The sequence below is a fragment of the Christiangramia qingdaonensis genome, assembly GCF_048381525.1.
Lineage (GTDB): Bacteria > Bacteroidota > Bacteroidia > Flavobacteriales > Flavobacteriaceae > Christiangramia.
In genome coordinates this window covers 49,307-73,372 of the sequence record NZ_JBLWIM010000018.1, presented here as the reverse complement: position 1 = coordinate 73,372, position 24,066 = coordinate 49,307, and the positions used below count along the sequence as shown (strand labels likewise).

Annotated in this window: 18 protein-coding genes, 1 tRNA gene and 1 pseudogene; 5 read left to right on the top strand and 15 right to left on the bottom strand. The window is 39.2% G+C overall.

Annotated elements, in window-relative coordinates; all coding sequences use genetic code 11:
* Window positions 1-2 precede the first annotated feature (2 nt).
* The 13 genes and pseudogenes from lepB to ACNI3T_RS14120 form a co-directional block, all read right to left on the bottom strand.
* A complete protein-coding gene (gene lepB, locus ACNI3T_RS14180; RefSeq protein WP_418228386.1) occupies window positions 3-1,565 on the bottom strand; it encodes a signal peptidase I in 1,563 nt (520 codons plus the stop codon).
* 49 nt (window positions 1,566-1,614) lie between these two features.
* Complete coding sequence (dapB, locus tag ACNI3T_RS14175) at window positions 1,615-2,328, bottom strand: 4-hydroxy-tetrahydrodipicolinate reductase (protein ID WP_418228385.1); 714 nt, start codon at window positions 2,326-2,328, stop codon at window positions 1,615-1,617.
* Window positions 2,329-2,922, bottom strand: a complete 594-nt coding sequence (locus ACNI3T_RS14170) for a DUF5683 domain-containing protein (protein WP_418228384.1) — start codon at window positions 2,920-2,922, stop codon at window positions 2,329-2,331.
* Entirely contained in the window at window positions 2,912-3,817 is a 906-nt protein-coding gene (locus tag ACNI3T_RS14165) for a ParB/RepB/Spo0J family partition protein (RefSeq protein WP_418228383.1), read from the bottom strand. The genes ACNI3T_RS14170 and ACNI3T_RS14165 overlap by 11 nt, the downstream gene beginning before the upstream one ends.
* A gap of 2 nt (window positions 3,818-3,819) precedes the next feature.
* Window positions 3,820-4,584, bottom strand: a complete 765-nt coding sequence (locus ACNI3T_RS14160; protein WP_141878241.1) for a ParA family protein — start codon at window positions 4,582-4,584, stop codon at window positions 3,820-3,822.
* A 149-nt stretch (window positions 4,585-4,733) separates the two neighbouring features.
* Complete coding sequence (locus tag ACNI3T_RS14155) at window positions 4,734-7,565, bottom strand: M16 family metallopeptidase (RefSeq protein ID WP_418228382.1); 2,832 nt, start codon at window positions 7,563-7,565, stop codon at window positions 4,734-4,736.
* 152 nt (window positions 7,566-7,717) lie between these two features.
* The gene (locus ACNI3T_RS14150) at window positions 7,718-8,599 is read right to left on the bottom strand and encodes an SDR family oxidoreductase (RefSeq protein ID WP_418228381.1); all 882 of its coding nucleotides are present in this window, start codon (window positions 8,597-8,599) and stop codon (window positions 7,718-7,720) included.
* A gap of 19 nt (window positions 8,600-8,618) precedes the next feature.
* Window positions 8,619-10,748 carry a methylmalonyl-CoA mutase gene (gene scpA, locus ACNI3T_RS14145; RefSeq protein WP_418228380.1) on the bottom strand — a complete coding sequence of 710 codons (2,130 nt, stop codon included), beginning with the start codon at window positions 10,746-10,748 and terminating at the stop codon, window positions 8,619-8,621.
* A gap of 5 nt (window positions 10,749-10,753) precedes the next feature.
* Window positions 10,754-12,154 carry a methylmalonyl-CoA mutase subunit beta gene (locus ACNI3T_RS14140; RefSeq protein WP_418228379.1) on the bottom strand — a complete coding sequence of 467 codons (1,401 nt, stop codon included), beginning with the start codon at window positions 12,152-12,154 and terminating at the stop codon, window positions 10,754-10,756.
* Window positions 12,155-12,179: 25 nt separating this feature from the next.
* A complete protein-coding gene (locus ACNI3T_RS14135; RefSeq protein ID WP_322300674.1) occupies window positions 12,180-12,494 on the bottom strand; it encodes an FtsB family cell division protein in 315 nt (104 codons plus the stop codon).
* Window positions 12,495-12,513: 19 nt separating this feature from the next.
* Window positions 12,514-13,134, bottom strand: a pseudogene (gene udk / locus ACNI3T_RS14130) (uridine kinase); the annotation flags it as partial.
* A gap of 107 nt (window positions 13,135-13,241) precedes the next feature.
* The gene (locus tag ACNI3T_RS14125) at window positions 13,242-13,709 is read right to left on the bottom strand and encodes a c-type cytochrome (RefSeq protein ID WP_141878234.1); all 468 of its coding nucleotides are present in this window, start codon (window positions 13,707-13,709) and stop codon (window positions 13,242-13,244) included.
* Window positions 13,710-13,713: 4 nt separating this feature from the next.
* A complete protein-coding gene (locus ACNI3T_RS14120; RefSeq protein ID WP_418228378.1) occupies window positions 13,714-14,904 on the bottom strand; it encodes a PQQ-dependent sugar dehydrogenase in 1,191 nt (396 codons plus the stop codon).
* 118 nt (window positions 14,905-15,022) lie between these two features.
* On the opposite strand from ACNI3T_RS14120, the gene ACNI3T_RS14115 reads away from it, so the two are divergent.
* The 3 genes from ACNI3T_RS14115 to ACNI3T_RS14105 all read left to right on the top strand — a co-directional run bounded on the left by ACNI3T_RS14115 (window position 15,023) and on the right by ACNI3T_RS14105 (window position 18,213).
* Window positions 15,023-15,097, top strand: a tRNA-Pro gene (locus tag ACNI3T_RS14115).
* 293 nt (window positions 15,098-15,390) lie between these two features.
* Window positions 15,391-16,203 (top strand): alpha/beta fold hydrolase, encoded by an 813-nt coding sequence (locus ACNI3T_RS14110; protein WP_418228377.1) that lies wholly within the window; start codon window positions 15,391-15,393, stop codon window positions 16,201-16,203.
* Window positions 16,204-18,213 carry a response regulator gene (locus tag ACNI3T_RS14105; protein ID WP_418228376.1) on the top strand — a complete coding sequence of 670 codons (2,010 nt, stop codon included), beginning with the start codon at window positions 16,204-16,206 and terminating at the stop codon, window positions 18,211-18,213.
* A 28-nt stretch (window positions 18,214-18,241) separates the two neighbouring features.
* Here the strand turns inward: ACNI3T_RS14105 and ACNI3T_RS14100 are convergent, their stop codons facing one another.
* The gene (locus ACNI3T_RS14100) at window positions 18,242-19,342 is read right to left on the bottom strand and encodes a mechanosensitive ion channel family protein (RefSeq protein WP_418228375.1); all 1,101 of its coding nucleotides are present in this window, start codon (window positions 19,340-19,342) and stop codon (window positions 18,242-18,244) included.
* A gap of 157 nt (window positions 19,343-19,499) precedes the next feature.
* Between ACNI3T_RS14100 and ACNI3T_RS14095 the strand changes: the two genes are divergently transcribed.
* Window positions 19,500-19,727 (top strand): type IX secretion system membrane protein PorP/SprF, encoded by a 228-nt coding sequence (locus ACNI3T_RS14095; protein WP_418228374.1) that lies wholly within the window; start codon window positions 19,500-19,502, stop codon window positions 19,725-19,727.
* Between the two features lie 74 nt (window positions 19,728-19,801).
* Here the strand turns inward: ACNI3T_RS14095 and ACNI3T_RS14090 are convergent, their stop codons facing one another.
* On the bottom strand, window positions 19,802-20,989 hold the full coding sequence (locus tag ACNI3T_RS14090) for a response regulator (RefSeq protein ID WP_418228373.1): 1,188 nt from the start codon (window positions 20,987-20,989) through the stop codon (window positions 19,802-19,804).
* Between the two features lie 174 nt (window positions 20,990-21,163).
* Here ACNI3T_RS14090 and ACNI3T_RS14085 point away from each other — a divergent pair.
* A partial coding sequence (locus ACNI3T_RS14085; RefSeq protein WP_418228372.1) for a hypothetical protein occupies window positions 21,164-24,066 on the top strand: 2,903 nt, incomplete at its 3' end.

Genomic DNA, 24,066 nt, shown 5'->3' with positions numbered 1-24,066 from the left:
TTCTATGCTTCTCTACGTTGTTTGAAAAATTTCCACCCAAAGAAAATAACCAGGGCGATCAGGAAATATGGTAAGAACGAAGTTGGATCACCATCGCCTTTAACCGTGGTAAATACACGCTCCCAGCGTATTTTATCAAAACCGCTGGCATTGGAATCCCAGCTCAACCAGATGAATACAGGTTTACCTACCACATGATTTTCTGGGACATAACCCCAGGTTCTGCTATCTTCAGAATTGTTCCTGTTATCTCCCATCATCCAGTAATAATTCTGGTGGAACGTGTATTCAGAGATCGGGCTTCCATTCAACAATACCTGGGTTCCATTAAGGCTTAGTTTATGATTCAAACCATATTCAGAACCTTCATAAGTTTCGATGATCTCCTTGTAAAACGGCATACTTTCAGGAGTGATGTCTACCGTAACACCTTTTTTCGGAATATAGATGGGACCAAAATTATCATTGTTCCAGCGTGCGCGGTCATTTGGAAACAACCTGCTGCTTTTAGATAAAGTATCTGCCGCTCTTTTGATGCTGGCCACATTGGGATGATTCTTAAGTCTTTCAAAAGTCTCTTCTGTAATAGCAACGAAAGTAAATTCATTTGTGGCTGGATTATATCCAAAACCATCTGTAATATCATAAACTTTGTATAGCGTTTGAGGATTGAATGGTTGCCCTTTAGTAACACCGGTATAAGTAAACTGAGGCTTTGCTCTTTCTGGTAATTGTAGTTGCTCTCCGTTAATATATACCAATCCATTCTTTACTGATAATGAATCTCCCGGAACACCCACCGCACGCTTCACATAATTGGATTTTTTATCGATGGGTTTTTCGTAATACTTCCCATCTCCATATTGCTGAAAAGCATTTACGGTATCTACTGGCCAGTTGAATACGACAATATCGTTACGTTCTATATCTTCAAAACCGGGAAATCTAAGGTACGGGATCTGTGGATCATTAAGATATGACTTTGTATTTACTACAGGAATTGTATCGTGTACCATTGGAAAGGCCACTGCAGTCTTCGGTATTCTTGCACCGTAATGGAATTTGCTAACCAACAGAAAGTCACCTACAAGCAAAGTTTTTTCGAGAGAGGATGTAGGAATGGTAAAAGGCTGCATAAAGTAAGTATGCACGATAGTTGCTGCAATTACCGCAAAGAGGATGGAACTAACCCATTCACCAACTTCAGATCGCGGCTTAAGGTCTCTATCTACGATATATGAATCGTTGGTAGCATAATTGACATAGTAAATATAAAATCCTAAGGTTAGAATTACCGCAAAGGTCTCGGCAGTAGAATTTCTACCGAAGCTTCGAATCGTTTCCACCCAGGTAACTGGTATGATGATCAGGTTTACGATGGGAATAAAGAAAAGTACAACCCACCATTTTGGTCGGTTGATAATCTGCATTAGAACTACCGCATTATAAACCGGAATCGCAGCTTCCCATGCTTCTCTACCTGCACGCTGATAAAGTTTCCAGGTCCCTAAAAAATGAACCACCTGTATGATCAGGAAAAAAATGAACCATTCGGTAAATGTCATATTGATTTCTTTTACTGGTTAGGCTGAAAACGCCTGCATTTGTTACAATTTAGTTCTTAAAAAGATCTGCAAGTACATCTTTCATGCTATAAATACCTGTTTTGTCTTGAAGATATTCTGCAGCGACCACAGCTCCAAGGGCGAATCCCTGCCTGCTTTTAGCGGTATGTTTAATCTCTATAGTATCGATTTCAGAATCGTAGCTAACCACGTGGGTTCCTGGAACATCTTCAATACGCTTGGCATGGATCGGGATTTTATTCTCATCTACCGAGTCTAATTGCCAGCCCTTTAATTGCTTGTTTTCATGAATGATTTGTTCAGCAAGGCTAATTGCGGTACCACTAGGGGCATCCAGTTTTTTAGTATGATGAATTTCCTCGATCTCTACGGAATAATCTTCCAGACCTTGCATCATTCCGGCTAATTTTCGGTTCAATTCAAAAAATACGTTGACCCCTAGACTAAAATTTGAAGCGTATATAAATGCTGAATTTTCTTCGGAACAGATTTTCGTTGCCTTTTCATAATCATCTAGCCATCCGGTAGTTCCGCTTACAACGGGTACTCCAGCTTTAAAACAAGTAGTAATATTTTTGAATGCAGCATTGGGTACACTGAAATCTATAGCAACATCTACCTTAGTGAGATCACTATTTTCGATGCCATCACTTACTTTCAGTACAATCTTGTGACCTCTGTTTTTCGCGATTTCTTCAATGGTTTTACCCATTCTTCCGTAGCCTAAAAGAGCAATTTTCATTTAAAAATTAAAGTTTAAAGTAAGTCCGTAATTAGTTTTTCCGGTAAGTGAATTGAAATCGAAATTAGGTTGAAGCGTTAGATCTTCATCTACGTTAAACTGTCGTAAATGAGCCTCTACGTTGGCGTCGATGATATTCAGAATATAAACGCCAACCGTCACCAGCAATGAGATCTCTTTATTTTTCTGATAGAATTCCTGCGCACTAATAAGTCTGTCTGTACTAACTAGAACCCGGTCACCCTTACCATTAAATTCGTCTTCCCGACCTGCGATCCGGTTCTTATAGGCGTCACGAAACCTGTTATATTCTTTATCATTATCGAGATAAAAATATATTCCTGTAGCCAGTCCGCCGTAAGCGATAGGAATTTTCCAGTAGCTGCCATTGTAAGCCTGTCCTAACCCGGGAAGTATCGCCGAGTAGAATGCAGCTTTTGCCGGGGCAAGTGCGTTGTAAGGTTCGTAATCCTTCTCAACAACTTCAGTTTCTACACCTTTCTTTGCCTGAATGCTTAAAGAGTCGGTTTGCGCCTGTATTCCTGAAAAAGTGATCAGAACTAGAAATATACAAAGTAGTGATCTATTCTTCACTTTTGATCAGGTTTTTGATACGCTCAAAATCTTCTTCCGAAGAAAATGGAATAGTAAGTTTTCCACTTCCTTTTTTGGTCACCTTTACATCAACCTTGGTTCCCAGGTATTCTGAAAATTCCTTGATTCCTTTTTTATAGGTTTTTGGTACGCTGGTCTTAGCAGTGGTATTGGCTGAAGTCTTGCCCTTGCCATTAAGCTCACGAACTAATTGCTCGGTTTCTCGAACCGACAATGATTTTTGTAGGATCTTCTCGTAAATATCAAGCTGTTGCTGCGTGTCATCAATATTTATGAGCGCACGGCCATGTCCCATGCTAAGGAAACCATCTCTCATTCCAGTCTGGATGATAGGATCCAATTTTAAAAGCCTGAGGTAATTAGCAACTGTAGACCTGTTTTTCCCAATACGGTCACTTAACTGTTCCTGGGTTAACTGGATCTCATCGATCAATCTCTGGTATGAAATGGCAATTTCTATAGGATCCAGATCCTGTCTCTGAATATTCTCTACAAGCGCCATTTCCAGCGATTCCTGGTCGTTTGCGATTCGAATATAGGAAGGGATGGTCTTTAGACCTACCAGTTTTGATGCTCTAAATCTTCTTTCTCCAGATACCAGCTGGTATTTGTCAAACTCAAGTTTTCTTACCGTAATTGGCTGGATCACGCCAAGCTCCCGAATGGAAGTAGCAAGTTCCTTAAGCGAATCTTCGTTAAAACTGGTTCTTGGCTGAAATGGGTTTACTTCAATGGAAGATAGTTCCAGTTCAACTATGTGCCCAACGAGTTTATCGGCATTTTTATCTTCTGCAGATTTTATATCGTTATCAGGATCTTTTAATAAGGCTGAAAGTCCTCTCCCCAATGCCTGTTTTCTGGTAGCCTTAGCCATTTCTATTCGTTTTTCTTAATAATTTCATGTGCCAGGCTTAGGTAATTGCTGGCTCCTTTACTGGAAGCGTCATAGTTAATGATACTTTCACCATAACTTGGTGCTTCACTTAAACGAACATTTCGCTGAATGATTGTTTCGAAAACCATCTCATCAAAATGTTTTTTAACCTCATCTACCACCTGGTTAGACAAACGTAATCTTGAATCATACATAGTTAATAGCAAGCCTTCAATATCGAGCTTGTTATTATGCAATTTTTGAACGCTTTTAATGGTGTTGAGTAATTTTCCCAGACCTTCCAGTGCAAAATATTCACATTGAATAGGTATGATCACAGAATCTGAAGCAGTAAGTGCATTTAGCGTAAGTAGCCCAAGAGAAGGAGCGCAATCTATCAGGATATAATCATACAATTCTTTCAAAGGAGTAATAGCCCGTTTCAACATGCTTTCCCTGTTCTCCTGGTCTACCAATTCAATTTCTATGGCAACAAGATCAATATGTGCCGGGATAATATCCAGGTTTGGAGAGTTGGTTTTTTGAATGGCATCTTCTGCTTTTACCGAGTGCTCCAATAGTTGATAAGTTCCATTTTCCACTTCCTCAACATCTATCCCCAATCCCGACGTGGCATTGGCCTGTGGATCGGCATCAATCAATAAGATCTTTTTCTCTAAAACCCCAAGTGAAGCTGCAAGGTTTACAGATGTTGTGGTTTTACCCACTCCTCCCTTTTGGTTGGCAATAGCAATGATTTTACCCATTAATTCAGTCTGATTTTTGAAAGGTAAAAATACAATTTATTATAGGTTTAGAAAATGTATTTGTTAACAGCTTCTGAAGAATTCATAAAATAAAAAACCGCCGTCAGGTTAATTCTGGCGGCGGTCAATTAAACAAAAATTTTCTCTATTTATTCTGCTGAAGCTTCTTCAGTTTCTGGCATTAGAACTCCCAGTAAATAATTTGAACCTAAGAATTCTTCCGCTAGTTCCTGAAGCTCTTCTGCTTCAAGATCATCAACCATTTCATTGAATTTGCTGATCTCGCTCAATTTGAAACCTTCTTCTTCAGCTTTTCTAAGCTGTTGCATCCAGAATCTGTTTTCCTGTAACTGTTCCTTGCGTTGTACCTTAAAGGTCTCTTTCACTTTTGCAAGATCTTCTTCTGTAGGACCTTCAGTTCTTAGCTTTTCAACTTCAGCAAGAGCAGCTTTAGTAAGCTTGTCTACGTTCTCAGGGCCACAAGGGAAGGAGATCGAAAAGTTGTAGCTGTTATAAGGAATTTTAGACATGTTTCCGCGAGCTCCAACTCCGTAAACACCTCCTTCTTCTTCACGCAGTTGTTCCACCAGTTTAATGGTAAGAACTTCTCCAAGTGCAGAAAATGCAAGATCATCTTCTTTGTCGTATTCAGTCTCACCATTCCAGATAATGCTTACCTGGCTTTTAGGATCTGAACCTTTATAGACAGTTTTAGTCCGCTGCTCGTCGGTTTTCTCTCTAAAAACTGGCGCTTTGTACTCTTCATCAGAATTGGAAGCAGGAAGACTTGCAATATAAGTGCTGGCGTATTCCTTTAATTGAGCTTCATCTACATTTCCAACAAAGAAAAATGTAAAGTCTGAAGCATCAGCAAAACGTTCCTGGTATTTCTGGTAAGCAAGATCGTAATCCATTTCGTCATACTTTTCTGGAGTAGGGAAACCTACATATCTCGTATTACCTTCATTTCTGAATTTACTTAACTCATTCTGAAAATAGAAGTTTGGATTGGACATCAGGTTACCTAGAAAATTCTTCTGTTTAGTCACAAAAGACTGGTATGCCTCTTCATCTTTGTTAAGATCTGTAAAATACAAATGGATCATTTGCATCAGGGTCTCGAAATCCTTAGGAGTAGCAGATCCATTTAAACCTTCAGAATAAGTAGATATCTGCGGATTCACATTCACGATCTTACCGCTCATCATTTTATTCATGTCATTCTTATCTAAACCTCCTACACCAGCTTCATTAAGACCAGCATTGGCATAAACTGTGGACATGTATTCATCGTCTGAGTATAAAGAGTTTCCTCCTTCACTATAAGCTGAAAACAGGATCTCATCATTTTTGAAATCAGTTTTCTTCAGCATTATTTTAGCACCGTTGCTAAGAATCATTGTCGTAATACCCAATTCTTCATTGGTAGTTGATTCTTTTACAAATCCCTTTTCGGGCATTTCAGTAATCAGATTTTCGCGGACTTCTTCATCTGCATACTTCTCGATCTCTGAGTTTTTAACTTCATTAAGAACGGCAAGTACTTGCTCTTCAGAAATCTTTTTAACCGATTCTTTTTCTGGACCAGTGAAAACGATCACTCTATTTTCATCATGCAGGAAGTTGTTTATCAATCCATTGATGTTGTCCAGCTTAATGTCATCAAGATTGTTCTTAGCAAATTCATAGGTCCATTCTGCTCCAGGTATTGGTGAATCTTCCAGGAAATGACTTACATATTGTCCAATAATTCTATTACTTTCCTGCTTGTCACGATCCTTGTAGGCTTTCTCAAGACGGGCAAGATATTCTTTCTTGGCTCTTTCAAATTCAGCTTCGCTAAAACCATATCTTTTTACTCGCTCATTTTCTGTTACCAATGCTTTTAGAGCTTCCATTTGTGAATTCTCTCCTGTCATAGCAAAGGACTGGTATGCGTTTTTCTTAGGGGAATATGTTCCGCCGTAATAAGAAAAACCATAAGTAAATGGAGGAGTAGAGGAATTAGCAAGTTCCTGCAGCCTGTTATTTATCATAGAAGAAAACATGTTTTTCTCCACTTGTTTTTTGTAATCTGCTATAGTCACTACATCTTCCGCTTCTTCCATATCCTTATAATAGATACTAACCTGGCTGAAATTAGCCTCAGGGTCTGATGCGATAGCTACAAAAGTTGAATCATGGTTAGGTACACCATATTCTTTACGTTCTACCGGGTTTTCTCTGGCTTCAAGATTTGAGAAATGAGATTTGATCTTTTGTTCGATAGTTTCCACATCAAGATCACCAACGGCAATAACCGCCATAAGTCCTGGACGGTACCAGTCCTTATAGTAGTTACGAATAGTTTCGTAATCTGCATTCTCGATCACATCTTTCTTTCCTATTGGAAGTCTTTCAGCATATCTTGAATTGTACATCACCTTCGGAAGGTATTCCTGCATCATTCTTTTATCTGGCCCAAGTCCAAGTCTGTATTCTTCCAATACAACTCCACGTTCGCCGTCGATAGCTTCTTCAGTAAGTAGAGCATTATGCGCCCAGTCTTCAAGAATGGTGAATCCTTTTTCAAGTTTTTCAGCATCATCACTAGGAATTGGCAGAATATACACTGTTTCATCAAAGCTGGTGTAAGCGTTAAGATCTGCTCCAAATTTTACTCCAATGCTTTGCAGGTAATCTACCAGTTCATTTTTTTCAAAATTCTTGGTACCGTTAAAGTTCATGTGTTCGATAAAATGAGCAAGACCTTGCTGATCATCGTTTTCCAGAATAGAGCCTGCTTTAAGGGCGAGACGTAGTTCTAATTTGTCTTCCGGCTTCCCATTGTTGCGAATGTAATAGGTTAGACCATTGTCAAGTTTCCCGATCTTCACATTTGGATCCATTGGGATTTTATCGGTATCGCTAGTTTGAGCGAAACCAATACCAGTAAATACCAGGAACAGCATCCATAGGTTGCCTGTTAGGTTTTTTTTCATAATAATTTGAAATAGGTGTTAATTAATTGCGTACAAGATAATATTTCAAATTAATTAATACATATTAATAATACGGTAATGTCTAAAAATAACATTGAGCTTCATAAAAAAACCGGGCTTCCAAGGCCCGGTTTAAATTAAGGAGTGTATAACTAATTTCCTTTTTTAGATTTGATCATTTGTTCCAGCATGTCCCACATTTCTTCAGGAACATCTTCCAGTAAATTAAACTGTCCGGCGCCTTTCAACCATTCACCACCATCTATGGTGATCACTTCGCCATTTACATATGCAGAGAAATCTGAAACAAGATATGCGGCGAGATTTGCCAGTTCCTGGTGATCGCCAACTCTCTTAAGAGGTACCTTTTTAGCCAGATCGAACTTTTCCTTCAAGTCTCCTGGTAGCAATCTGTCCCATGCGCCTTTAGTTGGAAAAGGTCCGGGGGCAATGGCGTTGGATCTAATCCCGTATTTCGCCCATTCTACTGCCAGAGATCTGGTCATGGCAAGTACTCCAGCTTTTGCGGTAGCACTTGGAACTACATAAGCAGATCCCGTCCAGGCATAGGTAGTAACGATATTAAGAATATTTTTGTTTTCTTGCTTTTCGTCGATCCAGTGTTTCCCGAACGCAAGCGTACAGTTTTTACTACCTTTTAAAACGATATCTATAATAGTGTCAAAAGCATTGGCACTCAAACGTTCTGTTGGAGATATAAAATTACCAGCTGCGTTGTTCAGGAGAATGTCTACAGATCCAAATTCGGCGACAGCTTTATCACGCATAGCTTCCACCTGATCATAATGTCTAACATCACACTGCAATGGTAAACATCTTCCACCGGTTTGTTCTTCCAGTTCTTTTGCTACTTTCTCCAGCTTTTCCATATTTCTGGAAGTGATCGCAACATTTGCTCCCAGTTCGAGGAAATAAGTAGTCATCGATTTTCCAAGACCACTACCACCGCCGGTTACAACTATCGTTTTTCCGGCTAAAGCATCATCACGGAGCATTTTTTTCTTTAAATCCATATTTTGGTTGATTATATGATTATTCGTCGATTAATATTTCTAGTAATTGTATCGCAGCATCACTAATCTTGGTTCCCGGGCCAAATACAGCCACGGCTCCAGAATCGAAAAGAAACTGATAATCCTGAGATGGGATCACACCTCCAACGATAACCATGATATCATCACGTCCTAACTTCTGAAGTTCTTCAATAACCTGCGGAACAAGAGTTTTGTGTCCAGCGGCTAGTGAAGATACCCCAAGAATATGAACGTCATTTTCCACGGCCTGTTGTGCTGCCTCGGCAGGAGTCTGGAACAATGGTCCAATATCTACGTCAAAACCAAGATCGGCATATCCGGTAGCTACTACTTTCGCTCCACGATCGTGACCGTCCTGTCCCATTTTCGCAACCATGATCCTAGGTCGGCGACCTTCCATTTCAGCGAACTTGTCGGCCATTTCACGAGCCTTTTTAAATGAGCTGTTGTCTTTCATTTCTTTTGAATATACTCCGCTGAATGACTGAATCTTAGCTTTATATCTACCATAAACGCTTTCCAGAGCATCACTTATTTCACCTAATGTAGCACGATCACGTGCTGCTTCAACGGCAAGTTCCAGTAAGTTAGCATTTTCTTCTTTAGCAGCTCTGGTCAGGTTTTCAAGGCTATTTTTCACCTTATCTGAATCTCTCTCTGATCTTATTTTTTCTAACCTGGCGACCTGTTGTTTTCGCACGGTTTGATTGTCTACTTCCAGAGTAACCATATCATCTTCCTTATCCAGACGATATTTGTTCACACCTATGATCACATCTGTTTCGCTGTCTATCCTGGCCTGCTTTTTTGCTGCAGCTTCTTCGATCCTCATTTTTGGAATCCCGGCCTCAATAGCTTTGGTCATCCCTCCAAGTTCTTCAACTTCTTCAATGAGCTTCCAGGCCTTGGCAGCGATCTCTTCGGTAAGCTTTTCAACATAATAGCTTCCAGCCCATGGATCCACCGTCTTGGTAATATTCGTCTCCTGTTGAAGATAAAGTTGCGTATTTCGAGCTATTCTGGCGGAAAAGTCGGTTGGGAGTGCAATCGCTTCGTCGAGAGCATTGGTATGTAAACTCTGGGTTCCACCAAAGGCAGCTGCCGCTGCTTCGATACAGGTTCTCGCCACGTTATTAAATGGATCTTGCTCGGTCAAACTCCAGCCACTTGTTTGTGAATGCGTTCTTAGACTTAAAGATTTAGGATTGGTAGGATTAAATTGCTTTACCAGTTTTGCCCATAACATTCTTCCTGCGCGCATTTTGGCGATCTCCATAAAATGGTTCATTCCAATCGCCCAGAAAAACGAGAGTCTTGGCGCGAAACTGTCTATTTTCATTCCTGCATCAAGACCTTTACGAATATATTCCAGACCATCAGCCAGCGTATAGGCAAGCTCGATATCGCAGGTAGCACCGGCTTCCTGCATATGATAACCGGAAATACTAATGCTATTAAACTTCGGCATTTTTTGAGATGAATACTCAAATATGTCTGAAATGATCTTCATGGAAGGAGTAGGAGGGTAGATATAAGTATTCCTTACCATAAACTCCTTTAATATATCATTCTGAATCGTACCTGACAATAATTCTGGTTTTACGCCCTGTTCTTCCGCAGCAACGATGTAGAACGCCATAATGGGCAGAACTGCTCCATTCATAGTCATGGAAACCGACATTTTATCCAGCGGAATCTGGTCGAAAAGGATCTTCATGTCCTCTACCGAATCTATCGCAACCCCGGCTTTACCAACATCTCCAACTACACGTTCATGATTGCTGTCATATCCTCGATGGGTGGGCAAGTCGAAGGCTACCGATAGTCCTTTTTGTCCTGCAGCAAGATTTCTTCTATAAAAAGCATTACTTTCTTCGGCGGTGGAAAAGCCTGCATATTGTCTTATCGTCCATGGTCTGCTCACGTACATCGTGCTGTAGGGTCCACGTAAATAGGGAGGGATTCCGGCGGCGAATTCAAGATGTTCTGCTTCTGAAAGGTCTTCTTTCGAGTAAGATGTTTTGATCTCTATCTCTTCGGGAGTCTCAAAGGTCTCCGCACTTATTTTCTTTGCTGAAGATAGATCTTTATCGTTCAAGCTTATATGTTGAAGGTCTTTACGTGACATCGTTCTTAATTTTGAGAGGTTTCTGCAGCGGTTTCCTTTTCCAGTCGTTTTTGCTCCATCGCTTCACTTAATCTTCTTTCCAGGATTGGCTGTAAAAGCGTTTTTCTTGGATCCTGCTTTAAAAAAGGGAACAACTCAAGATCATCTTTCATCCTGTCTTCAGGATTTTCAAATTTGTTAGTTCCAATAAGGATCAATTCTCCCGAATCAAATTTAAGTTGTTCTTCTTTCGCGCTTTGTTTGATCTTTCTCTGAATAATTCCTTCTTTAAGCTCCTTTAAAAAACCGCCACCTTTTTCGATATCCTTGAATATCTGTAAAGCTTTTTCAGCAATTTGGCGTGTGATGGTTTCTATATAATAAGTGCCTTCAGCAACATTTCCTACTTTTCCAAAATAGCTTTCGTGTCTCATCACCAGCAATTGATTGCGGGCAATGCGGTCACCAAACTCGTTATTTTTATGGTAGATCGCATCGTAAGGCAAATTGCAAATGCTGTCTGCACCTCCAAGGATCGCACTCATACTTTCTGTGGTGGTTCTAAGCAGGTTGACATTGAAATCATATAAGGTTTTGGTGCGTTTGGTTGGTTCGGCAACAATATGACAATCTTTATGGAATCCAAATTCTGAAGCGATAGTAGCAAATAGCCAGCGTAATGCTCTTATTTTTGAAATTTCGAAAAAATAATCTGATCCTACCGAAACGTAAAATTGAATTTTAAAATTCGCCTTCTTTTCTAATTCCAGTCCTTCAAAATGATGTAGATACTCTGAAACCTGGGCAAGTGAATATGCCAGTTGCTGAGGGATATTTGCCCCCGCATTTTGATATAATCCCAGGTCTATGCTCAATACTGAAGCAAAACCTGAACTTTTTTGAATAATTTTTTCTAATTCTGAATGATCAGATTTCAGGTTTTTAAACCAGTTTCCAGATCGCGCAAGGTTGCCTATAATATCATTTCGTAGGTAAACTTTTCTATTAGTTTTACTAGTTTCCTTATCCAGATTCAGTATAAAATCTGAATTCAGGAATTCGCATTGCAGGTAAACCGGAACTTCATTGGGTAGCGACTCTAGAATTTCTACGAAATCGATTTCTTCAGAAGCTAAAATGAACCATAAAGATTCAGTTCCCTTTTGTAGTTTATCCTTGGCTTTGTTCACTGCGGAAGCTTCAGAAGTGATATAGATCTTTTCACAGATGTTCCAGTGAGCCGGGTTAGGGATCGAAAGGCTTTCTGAAATATCTTCCGAAGAATAGAAGGGTTTTATATCAATGCCGTGAAGAGTCTTAGTAACCAGTTTCTCGTTATAATCGGCACCTTTAAGATCTGCCTGGATCTTTTGTTTCCATTGCTTTGCAGAAACATTTTCAAATTCCTGAAATAACAATTGCTTCATGATTTTAATTTTTTGGCGGGCGAGATCAATCTATAGTATCGTACTCGATAATATAAATATCTTCATTGGGTCTTTTCATATAGTACTTCTGGCGGGCAAAACGTTCTAGTTGCACCGAATCCTGAAGATCTTCGATGATAGCCTTGTCTTTCGCGATCTCTTCCTGATAATAGCTTTTATTTCGCTGAAGTTCTTCTATTTCCAAATCCAGTTCATGATGTATGAACCAGGAATTAGTATCCAGAAAGAACATCCAGCCTATGAAAATAATGCTTATCAGTACATATTTGTTACTGATAAACCGGAACCATCGTTTTTTACGCAGGTCTTTTAATTTCATAGTTTTTAAAGATACAAAATTAGCTTAAGCGATCTTTGATAATAGTCTGAACGATGTCAACAGCCACCGTATTGTAGCGATTGGTAGGAATGATGATATCAGCAAATTCTTTGGTAGGTTCTATAAACTGCTGATGCATTGGTTTTAAAGTCGTCTGGTATCTCCAGAGCACTTCTTCAAGATCACGACCGCGATCTGCAATATCACGTTTTAAACGGCGAATTAATCGCTCATCACTGTCTGCATGAACGTAGATCTTGATGTCAAAAAGATCGCGAATTTCAGGATGGGTGAGGATAAGGATCCCTTCAACGATCACTACTTTTCGAGGATGTATCTCTACAAACTCTCCGGTTCTATTGTGTTCTTTAAAAGAATAAACTGGTTGCTGAATGTTATGACCCGCTCGTAACTGTCTTAAATGTTCAGCCAGAAGATCGAAATCTATTGATTTGGGATGGTCAAAATTTATCTTTTTACGCTCTTCAAAAGTAAGATGAGAGGTGTCCTGGTAGTAAGAATCCTGAGAGATTACATCTACCTCTTCATGTTTTAGTTCATCGATGATTTGATTTACAACCGTAGTCTTACCACTCCCGGTACCACCGGCGATCCCAATAATTAGCATGTTTCTAGAATTTTTGCAAAGGTAATATTACTTTTTAAAAATCTTCGGAAAGTGGAGCACGCCTTTCGAAATAAAAAAACCGACTTGTAAAAGTCGGTTTTGAAATTGTTGATGGTATGCTATTCAGCACTTTCTTTGACAGCAGCTACTTCTTCAACCGTCACCATATCATCAATATTATTGCTCCACGAGTTCATAACGTAGTTCATTGCATCTGCAACTTCCTGATCACTCAAGCCCATAGGAGTCATCACGTTATCATATTTCTCGCCATTTACTTCAATAGGACCTTTCATTCCATACTTAACACCTCGAATACTTTCTTCACGCTTTTCTGTAAGCCAGTTAGAGCCATCGAGTGGAGGGTAGGTGCCGGCGATCCCTTTCCCATTTGGTAAATGACAGGTCACACAAAGATCTGAATAAATACCTTTTCCTCTTTTGATGCTTGCAGTTAGCGGTGTTTGTTCGCTGGACTTTTCCGAAGAAGGAATTACGTAGGATTCATCTTCGGTTTCATTTTCTTTTTTATCAGATTTACAAGCCACCATCGCGGCCAATCCAAATACGAAAAGTAGTTTCTTCATGTGATTATTTGTTGGTTAATTTTGCAATTCCTTTACCCTCAATAGCTACATAGATATCTCCATCTGGTCCTTGTCTTACGTCGCGCATGCGTCCTGCACCATCAATAAGTTTGGTTCTCTTGGTGATCTTTTTACCATCAAGTTCAAGGAGTTCAAGATATTGAAATTTTAGAGATCCCACTAAAAGGTTGCCTTTCAATTCTGGAAATTTTTCTGAAGTTACATAAGCGAATCCGCTAGGAGCAATAGAAGGTAGCCAGTAGAAAATAGGATCTTTCATTCCTGGTTTGCTGCGTTCGTCGGTAATAGGCGTCCCGCTGTAATTTTCACCATAAGTCACTACAGGCCATCCATAATTAGCGCCTTTCTCTACAACATTGATCTCGTCTCCACCTTTTGGTCCATGCTCATGTACCCAGATCTCTCCGGTTTCAGGATTTAGGATCATTCCCTGCGGATTTCTATGTCCGTAAGAATAGATCGCTTCAACAGCATTCTCTTCACCAACGAAAGGATTGTCTGATGGAATAGAACCATCATCATTTAACCTGTAAACTTTTCCGTTGTCACGAGAGATATCCTGTGGGTTTACATCGCGCTCACCTCTTTCACCAGCACTAAAGAACAGGTAACCGTTTTTATTAAAAGCTATCCTGGAGCCAAAATGCTGACCTTTGGTTGTATTTGGAGAAGCTTTGTAAAGCACCTCTTTAGATGTTAGTTCGTTGCCTTCAAGTTTCGCGCGCATAATGGCAGTATTCCCTCCATCTGCACTTCCTTCCGGGGAAGCATAGGAGAAATAGATCCAGCCATTAGATTCGTATTCTGGGTGAAGCACCACATCAAGTAAACCTCCCTGACCGCGATCATAAACCTCAGGACCACCGGAAATCTGGATCTTTTCACCATTTTTAAAATGAATGATATCACCGTTTTTTTCAGTAATAAGTATGCTCTTATCCGGCATAAATGTAAAACCCCATGGAATATTCAGCCCTTCAACAACCATTTCAAATCCATAAGCATTTGAAACTCCAGCTTCAATAGGATCTGGAACCTGTTGGTTTTCTTCGGAAGTATCTCCGGGCTCGGCAACAGGGTCATTTGTATTTTCTGAAAGATCGCTTTCAGACTTAGAATCACCGCAGGCATAAACTGAAAGTAGAATACCTATGGATGCAATATAATTTTTCATATATCTTTTCTTTTTTACAGCAATGTTTGAACTAAGATATAAAAAAATGAAACTTTCCATGGTAGGATATGATTTATTCTTATATTTGCCGCCCAATTAATGCTAAATAAAGCATTTTCGGGGTGTAGCGTAGCCCGGTTATCGCGCCTGCTTTGGGAGCAGGAGGCCGCAGGTTCGAATCCTGCCACCCCGACTTATTAAAGAAGATTAAAAAGGTAATTTCATGAAGATCATGTTGTTACCTTTTTTTATGTCCAGGTTTCTTGAAGTGTCTGTATCTACTTTTGATATTTAAGGATGAAAGTCTTTCTATTTACTGCTAAACCACAATACCTTGAATTAGAATAAATTAATGGCATCGTGAATATTCAGGGACGAAATCAATAACTCCATAGTATTTTTTTTATTTTTTAATTTCGAAACTCAAAGCCTAATTCCACAATTCTTAAAATTATATCATAATTTAGCAAGCTAATCTCTATGGCTATGATCGATCAAAGTGACATATTAAAACGCAATAATGTTACTATTAGGGGAAATGGTCGGCAGCCTATTGTTTTTGCGCATGGTTATGGTTGTGATCACTATATGTGGAGATTCGTTTATCCTGCCTTTCTAGATGATTATAAAGTCATTTTATTCGATCATGTAGGTTCTGGAAACTCTGATGAAGCCTATTATGATATACAGAAATACAATAGCCTGCAAGGTTATGCAGACGATATTCTGGAAATCTGCCATGCATTGGACCTGGAAAATGTTATCCTCGTTGGTCACTCCGTTAGTTCAATGATCTCATTACTGGCAGCTAATAAGGAGCCAACATTATTTTCTAATATCATCATGATTGGACCTTCTCCATGCTATATAGATAAAGGAGAGTATAAAGGTGGATTTAGTCAGCAGGACATCGATGAATTACTGGAAACCCTGGAAAGCAATTACCTTGGCTGGGCATCTGCAATGGCGCCGGTAATTATGGGAAATCCAGAGACACCAGAATTAGGGGAAGAATTAACCAATAGTTTTTGTAGAACAAACCCGGAGATAGCAAAGCATTTTGCGAAAGTTACTTTCCTTTCAGACAATCGTGAAGATCTTAATGATCTTAAAATACCTACTTTGATCATTCAATGTGAAGAAGATGCTATCGCACCACTCACAGTTGCTGAATATGTTAGCGACAAAATTACGAGCAGTACCTTAAAATTGATCGATGCAACCGGACACTGTCCAAACTTAAGTGCTCCGGAAGAAACGATTTCTGCGATAAAACATTACCTGGAAAAGAAGGACTAAATGCAAGAGGAAACCCAAAAGAATCCTGAAATATTTGAATCTGCTGAAGATTTGTATCATGACGCACCATGCGGATATGTTTCATTCAGAAATGATGGTACGATATATAATATAAATAAGACCTTACTGGGATGGCTGGAATTCGACAGAAATGAAATTCTGGGAGAGAAAAAGATCTATGAGCTTTTTAAAATGGGTGGAAGAATGTATTTCGAAACTCATTTTTTTCCATTAATAAGGATCCAGGGTTTTGCAAATGAAATCAATTTCGAAATTCGAAAAAATGATGGATCCACTTTTCCGGCACTCATTAATGTCAAGGAATTAAAAGGGCCTACTGTTCGTGAGAATCGCTACAGAGCTTCAGTTTATGATATTTCTGATAGAAAGAAGTACGAACAGGAATTGATGAATGCAAAACTAAAGGCAGAAAAACTTGCCCAGGTAAAAGCAGAATTTCTTGCAACCATTAGTCATGAAATAAGAACGCCGTTGAACGCCATTGTTGGAATTGGCGATCTATTAACTAAAACGTCCTTAGACCAGAAACAGAAAGAATATGCTGATATTCTCAGGTTATCTTCTGAGAATCTGCTAGGCTTGGTAAACAACATTCTTGATCTTAGTAAATTGGAAGCTAAAGCTCTTCAGTTGGAAAAAAAGGCTTTCGCCATTCGCACTCTAGTCAATAGCTTGATCCATACCTTTAAATTGAAATGCAATGAAAAAGGTATTGAACTCCTTGCTGAAATAGATGAGAATATACCCAATTACATTTCAGGAGATCCCATAAAGCTTAGCCAGGTACTTACAAATTTACTGGGAAACGCAATAAAATTTACCTGCGAAGGTCATGTAAAATTAATCGTAAAACTTACTGCATCAACTTCAGAAAAACTAGATCTTAACTTCAGTGTAATTGATACCGGTACTGGAATTCCACAAGATAAGTTGCAAAGTATTTTTGAAGAATTTTCACAGGCTAGTTATGAAGTGAATCTGGAATACGGTGGTACAGGTCTGGGCCTAACAATTTCCCAGCAATTATTGAAGCTTCATGGAAGTGAAATTAAAGTAGCGAGTGTACTGGGAGAAGGCTCTGAATTTAGCTTCGATATCACTTATGAGAAGTACACCAATTCAGTAAATGAAATGGATGCAAATGACAGCATTCAAAGAAAAAAATTGGATTTAGCAAAATTACTGATCGTTGAAGATAATCCTGTCAATATTTTTGTTATTTCAGAGTATCTTAAGGAATGGAAGATCAATTTTGATACCGCCAAAAATGGTAAAAAAGCCATCGAAGCCGCGAAGAAAAAAAATTACGATGTAATTCTTATGGATCTTCATATGCCTATTATTAACGGTTTTGAAGCTTCCTCTACCATTAGAAACCTTAATCTTGAAAAACAACCTGTGATCCTGGCATTATCGGCTACGAGCAGGGAGGCAATAGAAGCTGAGCTCAATCGTGCAGGAATAGATGATTTTATTTCCAAGCCATTTGGACCGGAGGACTTGCATAAACTTATTTCAAATTATATAGTTACTGCTTCAGATCGTATAAAGAGTAGCGAATTGGAAAAGGACAAACTCGGTGTGATTTCTTCGGAAGAAAATAAAATAGCCTCTGAGAATTCTATTGATTTAAGCCGATTCGTAAAAATGGCGAATAATAAGCCCGAATTTCTACGGAAGTTTATAAACAATACCCTGACAGCTTTTCAAGACTATTTAGAAGATTTTCAGAAAGCTGCAAATTTGCGGGATGCTAATCAAATCTCAGAGCTTATTCATAAAAGCACCATGTCGGTATACTACATTCAGTCTGATAAACTGGTGAAATTACTAAGAGACTGCCAGAGTTGTTTTGAAGATAAGAACGCAAGTTCTGAAGAAATAGAAGCTGTCATTAAAAATGCCACTGCAGAATTCCACCAGGTAATCATCTCCTTAAAAAATTCAGATTCAGAATCTTTACAGATAAAGTCCCAGAGTGAGGCATAGTGATATAACTTAAAATTTCAGGTTTGAATTAATCAGCCTTAAGTTCATCTTTATCTTTTTTAAATACAAGCGTTCTGTGAGGGAAAGGTATTTCCACGCCTTCTGCATCAAATCTTTTTTTGATACTCTCGTATAGTTCACATTTCATCACAAAGGCTGAAGCGTAATCCCACGCCCAGGCCCACGCTCTAATGGTAATGGATGAATCTCCCAGGTTGGTCACTCTTACTATAACCAGAGGAACTCCGTTCCTAAGATCCTGATTAGATCTGTTATCAAATAGATTTGGATGCGCTTCACATTCTTCTTTCATGATCTTTTTAGCGAGATCGATGTCACTGTCGTATGAAATTCCAATTTCAATCCACTGGCAAATTTTCTTTTCATCCAGATCGTAATTGGTTACTTTTTCTTTATTAATTATGGCATTAGGAATCACGATCATCTTATTCTGATAGTTTCTAATTACTGTATGCCGAAGGGTAATGTCTGTCACAGTACCTACGAGATCATCTGTGATTTTGATAACATCACCAACTCTAAAGGGTTTAAAAGCAATTATAAATACCCCACCAATCAGGTTTGCCAGTGCTTCCTGGGAGGCCACACCTATTACCAGGGCCAGTATACCAGCACCACCAAGGGCAGTTTGAGCAATTCCTCTAAGTGCGGGAAAAGCCAGGGTGGCTAGTATAGCACCAATAAAATAAACGCCGAACACACTTAAGTATCGCAAAAACTTATAGCTGGTGGGATCACCACCAGAAGCAGTTGTTTTCTTGATCGTTCTTGCAAATAAAGCTTCAACAATGCTAGCTCCAATGATCGTGAAAATAAGTACGAAACCAACATAAAGTATGAGTTCGAAATTCCTGGTAGCAATACCATATTTGTCTTCAGAAATAAAGATAAAACTCAATGCAATCATTCCCAGGATTACCCATAATGTATTCAGGATACGCTTTATCAATTTCAGCCTGGTATGCTCTTCATTGGGAAACTTTGCCGTAGCCTTTTTTAAAAGCCATCGAAGAAGATATTTGGTTGCAACCAGCAATAGTAAAACCGATCCAACCACAATTAGGGCGTAGATAATAGAATCACGGTAAGTATTCCAGAAATTGATCATTGTTAGTTTTAATTACAGGATCTTATTTATTCTTCTGCAATTTAGTGAAGACTAATTAGATAAAATATTTAATTGCTAAGGAGAATATTCAACAGGCTTTAGGGGTGAGCTCTGTTATCAATTTAGTGGTCTAGAAAAGTTTGACCCAATAGATTGATTGCTAGTTAAAGACCCAGGCATAGGTCTTGGATACAGGTATGATGAAGCAATGACGGGTATGCTTGGTTTTCAAATTTTTGATAATCTTTTTGCTGGTCATTCTTATGATTACGCGACCAATGACTTTGGGGAAGATCATAACGGCTCACATGAAATCGTAGTGAAGTTTAAATTTGATAAATCTGGATATCAATCCAGTCGAGCATTGAACTCTTATCAATATTAAAGTTTACAGTAGGGAAATAGCCGTCCAGTATTCTACACATATGGGCGGCTATTTATTTTTTATTTAGAAATGATCTATGCGACCTGGTGATTAACATTAGTTTTTTTATTCGCCTTATGACTACTTCCAAAGTTATAGCTCCAGTAGATACTCATTAGTTGGAAACCTATTTTTAAGGAGTCCTTCATAGACAATTTAGAACCATCTTCATGTACCCATCTTTTTAATGGTTGTTCGCAGATCATCTCCTGAGCTTTATTTTTGCCGAAGTGTTTTTTCATCCTCATAAAGATCTCTACATCAAACAGCCATTTGGTTAGAAAAGGCTTTTCGAAAGCGATCGGGATCAATTCCTTTCTCATGATCTTAGCCCCACACTGCGTATCTTTAAATGGCATTCCCAGGATGGAAACAATGATGAAATTAATGGTCATACTAATGACCTGTCTGGCGCTTTCTTTAGCAATATTAGCACCCATTCTACTAATTCTCGAACCATTTACGATCTGGAAACCTGTAGTTTCAATGGTTTTTACGAGATCATCGAAATCCTGAAAATCTGTAGAAAGATCGGCATCAAGAAAGCCTATATAATCGAGGTCTTCAAATTTGGAAAGATGCAGTAAGCCGGCTCTAACTGCTTCAGCTTTACCTCCATTTTCAGGGCAGTCGTAAATACTAATAAAATCTTCTCTTCCTTTTTGTAATTCCTTTAATACCTGCATCGTTTTGTCTGTACTTCCATCATTGACAAAGCACAAATGATATCCGGAAGTCTTCTCCAGGAATGATATAAATTCTGCAGATTTCAACCTGTTTTCTTCATTGTAGCATGGGATCACCACTCCAACACATCTATTCTGAATAATACTATTTCCTACCGTCTTTGGACTTGCAGATTCGGTATGACCAATCAATCTCTTTACCCTGGCGCAAACTTCGACCAGGCTTAGAGGTTTTTTCATAAAATCCTGAATTCCAAGTTCGAATCCCTGAACGATCAAGTTCTCATCTGTATTTCCGGAAAGAACCATGATTGGCGTTTCAACCTTCATTTCATTTCTAAGAACTCTTACAATGTCCAATCCATTTGAATTGGGCATATTAATATCGATAATCAATAGGTCAGGCTGAAAACTCTGAAATATCTCGATAGCCTTTTCAGCCTTAGTGGTCGTTCTAACTTCATATCCTTCATCGGTCAATCTTTTCTCTAGTGGCATTAGAACTAACTGCTGATCGTCTACGGCTAAAATTTTCATGGTGATTGGTTTTAGATTATGGGTCAAATTTAAATGTTGAATGCCATCATTTTCAGCATTTTAGATAAGTCGGTTTATTGGCGTAGATGAATGGTAAAAAACTATCGATGAATGAGTTTGACACTCTTCAAAGCCGCAGTAATTTTATTTTGAATAAATTACCATACTATTCGCATGAAAGAAACTACGAACAAATACCTGATCGCAGCTCTTATTATAGGAGTCGTATTTCATTCTTCCACCATATTTTTCACTTTGGAGAATACGTACGATGCGCTTATTCATTTGTTTTTCGCAGAGCATTATTCAAACAACTGGTTCGAACCCTGGAACTATAAATGGTATACCGGCTTTACGGTGATGGGATACCCGCCGCTGGTGCACCAGGCTATTGGTTTGTTTTCTTATGTTGGCGGATTAAAATTCGGAATGTTTCTGGTTGCGATCATAGGGGTGATCTTATTTATTACCGGGATCTATCGATTTGCCCTATTAATGACCGGCAATAGAAAAGTAGCCGGTTATGCCGCACTGCTGGCAGTTTTCTCTTCCTCATTTGTGGAAACACTTCATATTTTTGGTCAACTTCCTAGCATCGTAGGTGTTTCCATATTAATGCATTCATTACCAGAGATCTATCTCTACATCAAAACCGGGAAGCGCAAATATTTTTTAAGAGCATTATCCTTACTGGCGGTTACCGTTACATCACACCATGTAACCCCTATTTTTGGAATGGTGTTTTTTATATTTCCGTTAATAGGTATGGTCATTATGGATGTTTCCAAAGAAAGAGTGGGGGCTTTTAGTGAGATCACCTTTAAAGTTTTCCTGGATACATTTCTGAAATTATTCTGGAGGATAGTAACTTTTGGGATGTCCTCGCTTGCGGCAATCATTATTTGTATCCTACCATACTGGGTAAACACTAAAAAGAACCCGATCACCCAGGTGCCTATTCCGCATGGGAGCAGGGATAGTTTTATAGAAGTGACTTCCAGCGGACTCGTATTCTTTGTCATTCCATGGGGAATTATCTTTTTCCTATTCCCTTATATTCTTTATCGCTACTACTCTAAGCGCTACCTTTTCTTCGGATTATCCTTTACCATATTATTTATACTGGGAACCGGTGGAACAACGCCAATTCCTAGAATGGTTTTAGGTGATACCGCGTTCAATATCCTTACGCTGGATAGATTTACACTATGGGGGTCTATCATGGCGTTGCCAATATTCGGGGAATTTGCTTACAGGTTTTCTGAAGGAGATCTAAAGCAACTCATCCAGAGAAAATTTGGAGCAGTTTATCACCGGGTTATCGGAGCTTTTCTAGTCGGGTTATTTCTATTCATTTCTGTCTTTACGCTAAGTCTGGGGTATTTCAGGCCTATGCAGCCACAGAGTATCAAAATGCTTCCAATAGTAAATTTTCTAAATCAGGATCAACATGATCACTGGAGATTTCTTACCCTGGGCTTTGGAGATCAAATGGCATGGCTCTCGGCCCAAACCAGGGCACTTACTGTGGACGGCAATTATCATTCTGCCCGCAGATTACCTGAACTTACAACTCGTGCCGTAGAACGCCTTGAAAACTCAAAATTCCGGGGAGTGGAAGGGATAGGGTCTTTACAGCAGTTCCTGGCAGTTCCGGAAAAGTACAATCTTAAGTATATTTTCTCCAATGATAAATTCTATGATCCGCTACTATACTTTAGTGGCTGGCAGCGTTTGCAGCAACTGGAAAATGGGATTATGGTATGGGAAAAACTGAATATTCCGCCACTTTCCAAGATCATTGGCTACGAAGACGTACCCATGTTTTTAAAGCTAATGTGGGGAATTATCCCATTGCTGACCGTACTTATTGCCGTCTTTATAAACCTTCAATTGATCTGGTATCATACGATCAAAACCGGCAATCCCGATAAACCTGATTTTTTAAACTACAGGATAGAATATAAGCGCTTTCGAACGGGAGTTCTACACGTCAACCAGATCTATGCACTTATATTAAGCGTGGTCATTCTGGTCTCACTGTATTATATCTACCGGGACAATCAAGATCAGCTTTCAGAAAAGAATGTGGTTGAAGCTTACTACGATGCTATCGATTTCAAGGAATTTGAAAGAGCTCATTCATATTTTGATCCCGCCGGAGATAAAACGATCGCCCAGTTCATGCTGGAGGTAGCGGTAAGTGACGGGATTTTAAGTAGTTATGCTAAACTTGATAGCATTCGGGTTGAAGTAACCAATATTAATGATTCTACAGCCCTCGCAAATGCCTATACCAGCTGGGTGACTCCAATTGATATTATTGAGCAAATAGAAATACACCAGCTACGGAAGATCGATGGTCGCTGGTTTATAACCCCAAAGGAACAGGATACAGATCTACCACCAGATCAGTTATTTTCTGAAAATCAAACGGAGTTTTATAACCATGGAAGAAGAAAGATAAGTACCCAGCAAACGTATCATGAAGATGTCCTGAAACAACCGGTGCTTGAGGTGCTTTCCGCGAAACTGGTGCAGTTTGAAGATAGGTATGCCATCGTAGGAGAGATACAGAATGTTGATCATGTTCCTGCAGATGTGGTGATCAAGGGAACTTTGTACGACAAAAATAATCACGAACTGGCCAGTTATAACGCCCGGCAGGTTTTAAAGCATAAGTTAATGCCGAAGGAAATAAGCAGCTTTCGTGTAGATTTTGAAGGTATTGCCTGGCTGGCACAGGATTCTAAAATCCCCGAAACGTTCGATCCAGACCAGTTTACGCCACTTGAACTGGACGATATTCCGGTTACCTTCAACCTGCAATGTGCGGGCAATGTAGCTATAACCGACCTCTATAAAAGTACCAGTATTAATGATCTTCAGCTTGAAAATAATGTGCTGGATGGAACAATTTTTAATTACGGAGTTCAGGAAGTTACTATTCCTCAATTGCTGGTTTCCTATTATAATAACGGGAGTTTGGTTTGGGTAGAACATGATTATCTTGAAAACGGGATCAGGGTGCAGCGAAAGCAGGATTTTAATTATGAGCTTAAGAATCTATCCGGTTT

Coding starts and splice junctions, on each gene's coding strand:
- lepB (WP_418228386.1), bottom strand. CDS start 1,565: ATGACATTTACCGAATGGTTCATTTTTTTCCTGATCATACAGGTGGTT.
- dapB (WP_418228385.1), bottom strand. CDS start 2,328: ATGAAAATTGCTCTTTTAGGCTACGGAAGAATGGGTAAAACCATTGAA.
- ACNI3T_RS14165 (WP_418228383.1), bottom strand. CDS start 3,817: ATGGCTAAGGCTACCAGAAAACAGGCATTGGGGAGAGGACTTTCAGCC.
- ACNI3T_RS14160 (WP_141878241.1), bottom strand. CDS start 4,584: ATGGGTAAAATCATTGCTATTGCCAACCAAAAGGGAGGAGTGGGTAAA.
- ACNI3T_RS14155 (WP_418228382.1), bottom strand. CDS start 7,565: ATGAAAAAAAACCTAACAGGCAACCTATGGATGCTGTTCCTGGTATTT.
- ACNI3T_RS14150 (WP_418228381.1), bottom strand. CDS start 8,599: ATGGATTTAAAGAAAAAAATGCTCCGTGATGATGCTTTAGCCGGAAAA.
- scpA (WP_418228380.1), bottom strand. CDS start 10,748: ATGTCACGTAAAGACCTTCAACATATAAGCTTGAACGATAAAGATCTA.
- ACNI3T_RS14140 (WP_418228379.1), bottom strand. CDS start 12,154: ATGAAGCAATTGTTATTTCAGGAATTTGAAAATGTTTCTGCAAAGCAA.
- ACNI3T_RS14135 (WP_322300674.1), bottom strand. CDS start 12,494: ATGAAATTAAAAGACCTGCGTAAAAAACGATGGTTCCGGTTTATCAGT.
- ACNI3T_RS14125 (WP_141878234.1), bottom strand. CDS start 13,709: ATGAAGAAACTACTTTTCGTATTTGGATTGGCCGCGATGGTGGCTTGT.
- ACNI3T_RS14120 (WP_418228378.1), bottom strand. CDS start 14,904: ATGAAAAATTATATTGCATCCATAGGTATTCTACTTTCAGTTTATGCC.
- ACNI3T_RS14110 (WP_418228377.1), top strand. CDS start 15,391: ATGATCGATCAAAGTGACATATTAAAACGCAATAATGTTACTATTAGG.
- ACNI3T_RS14105 (WP_418228376.1), top strand. CDS start 16,204: ATGCAAGAGGAAACCCAAAAGAATCCTGAAATATTTGAATCTGCTGAA.
- ACNI3T_RS14100 (WP_418228375.1), bottom strand. CDS start 19,342: ATGATCAATTTCTGGAATACTTACCGTGATTCTATTATCTACGCCCTA.
- ACNI3T_RS14090 (WP_418228373.1), bottom strand. CDS start 20,989: ATGAAAATTTTAGCCGTAGACGATCAGCAGTTAGTTCTAATGCCACTA.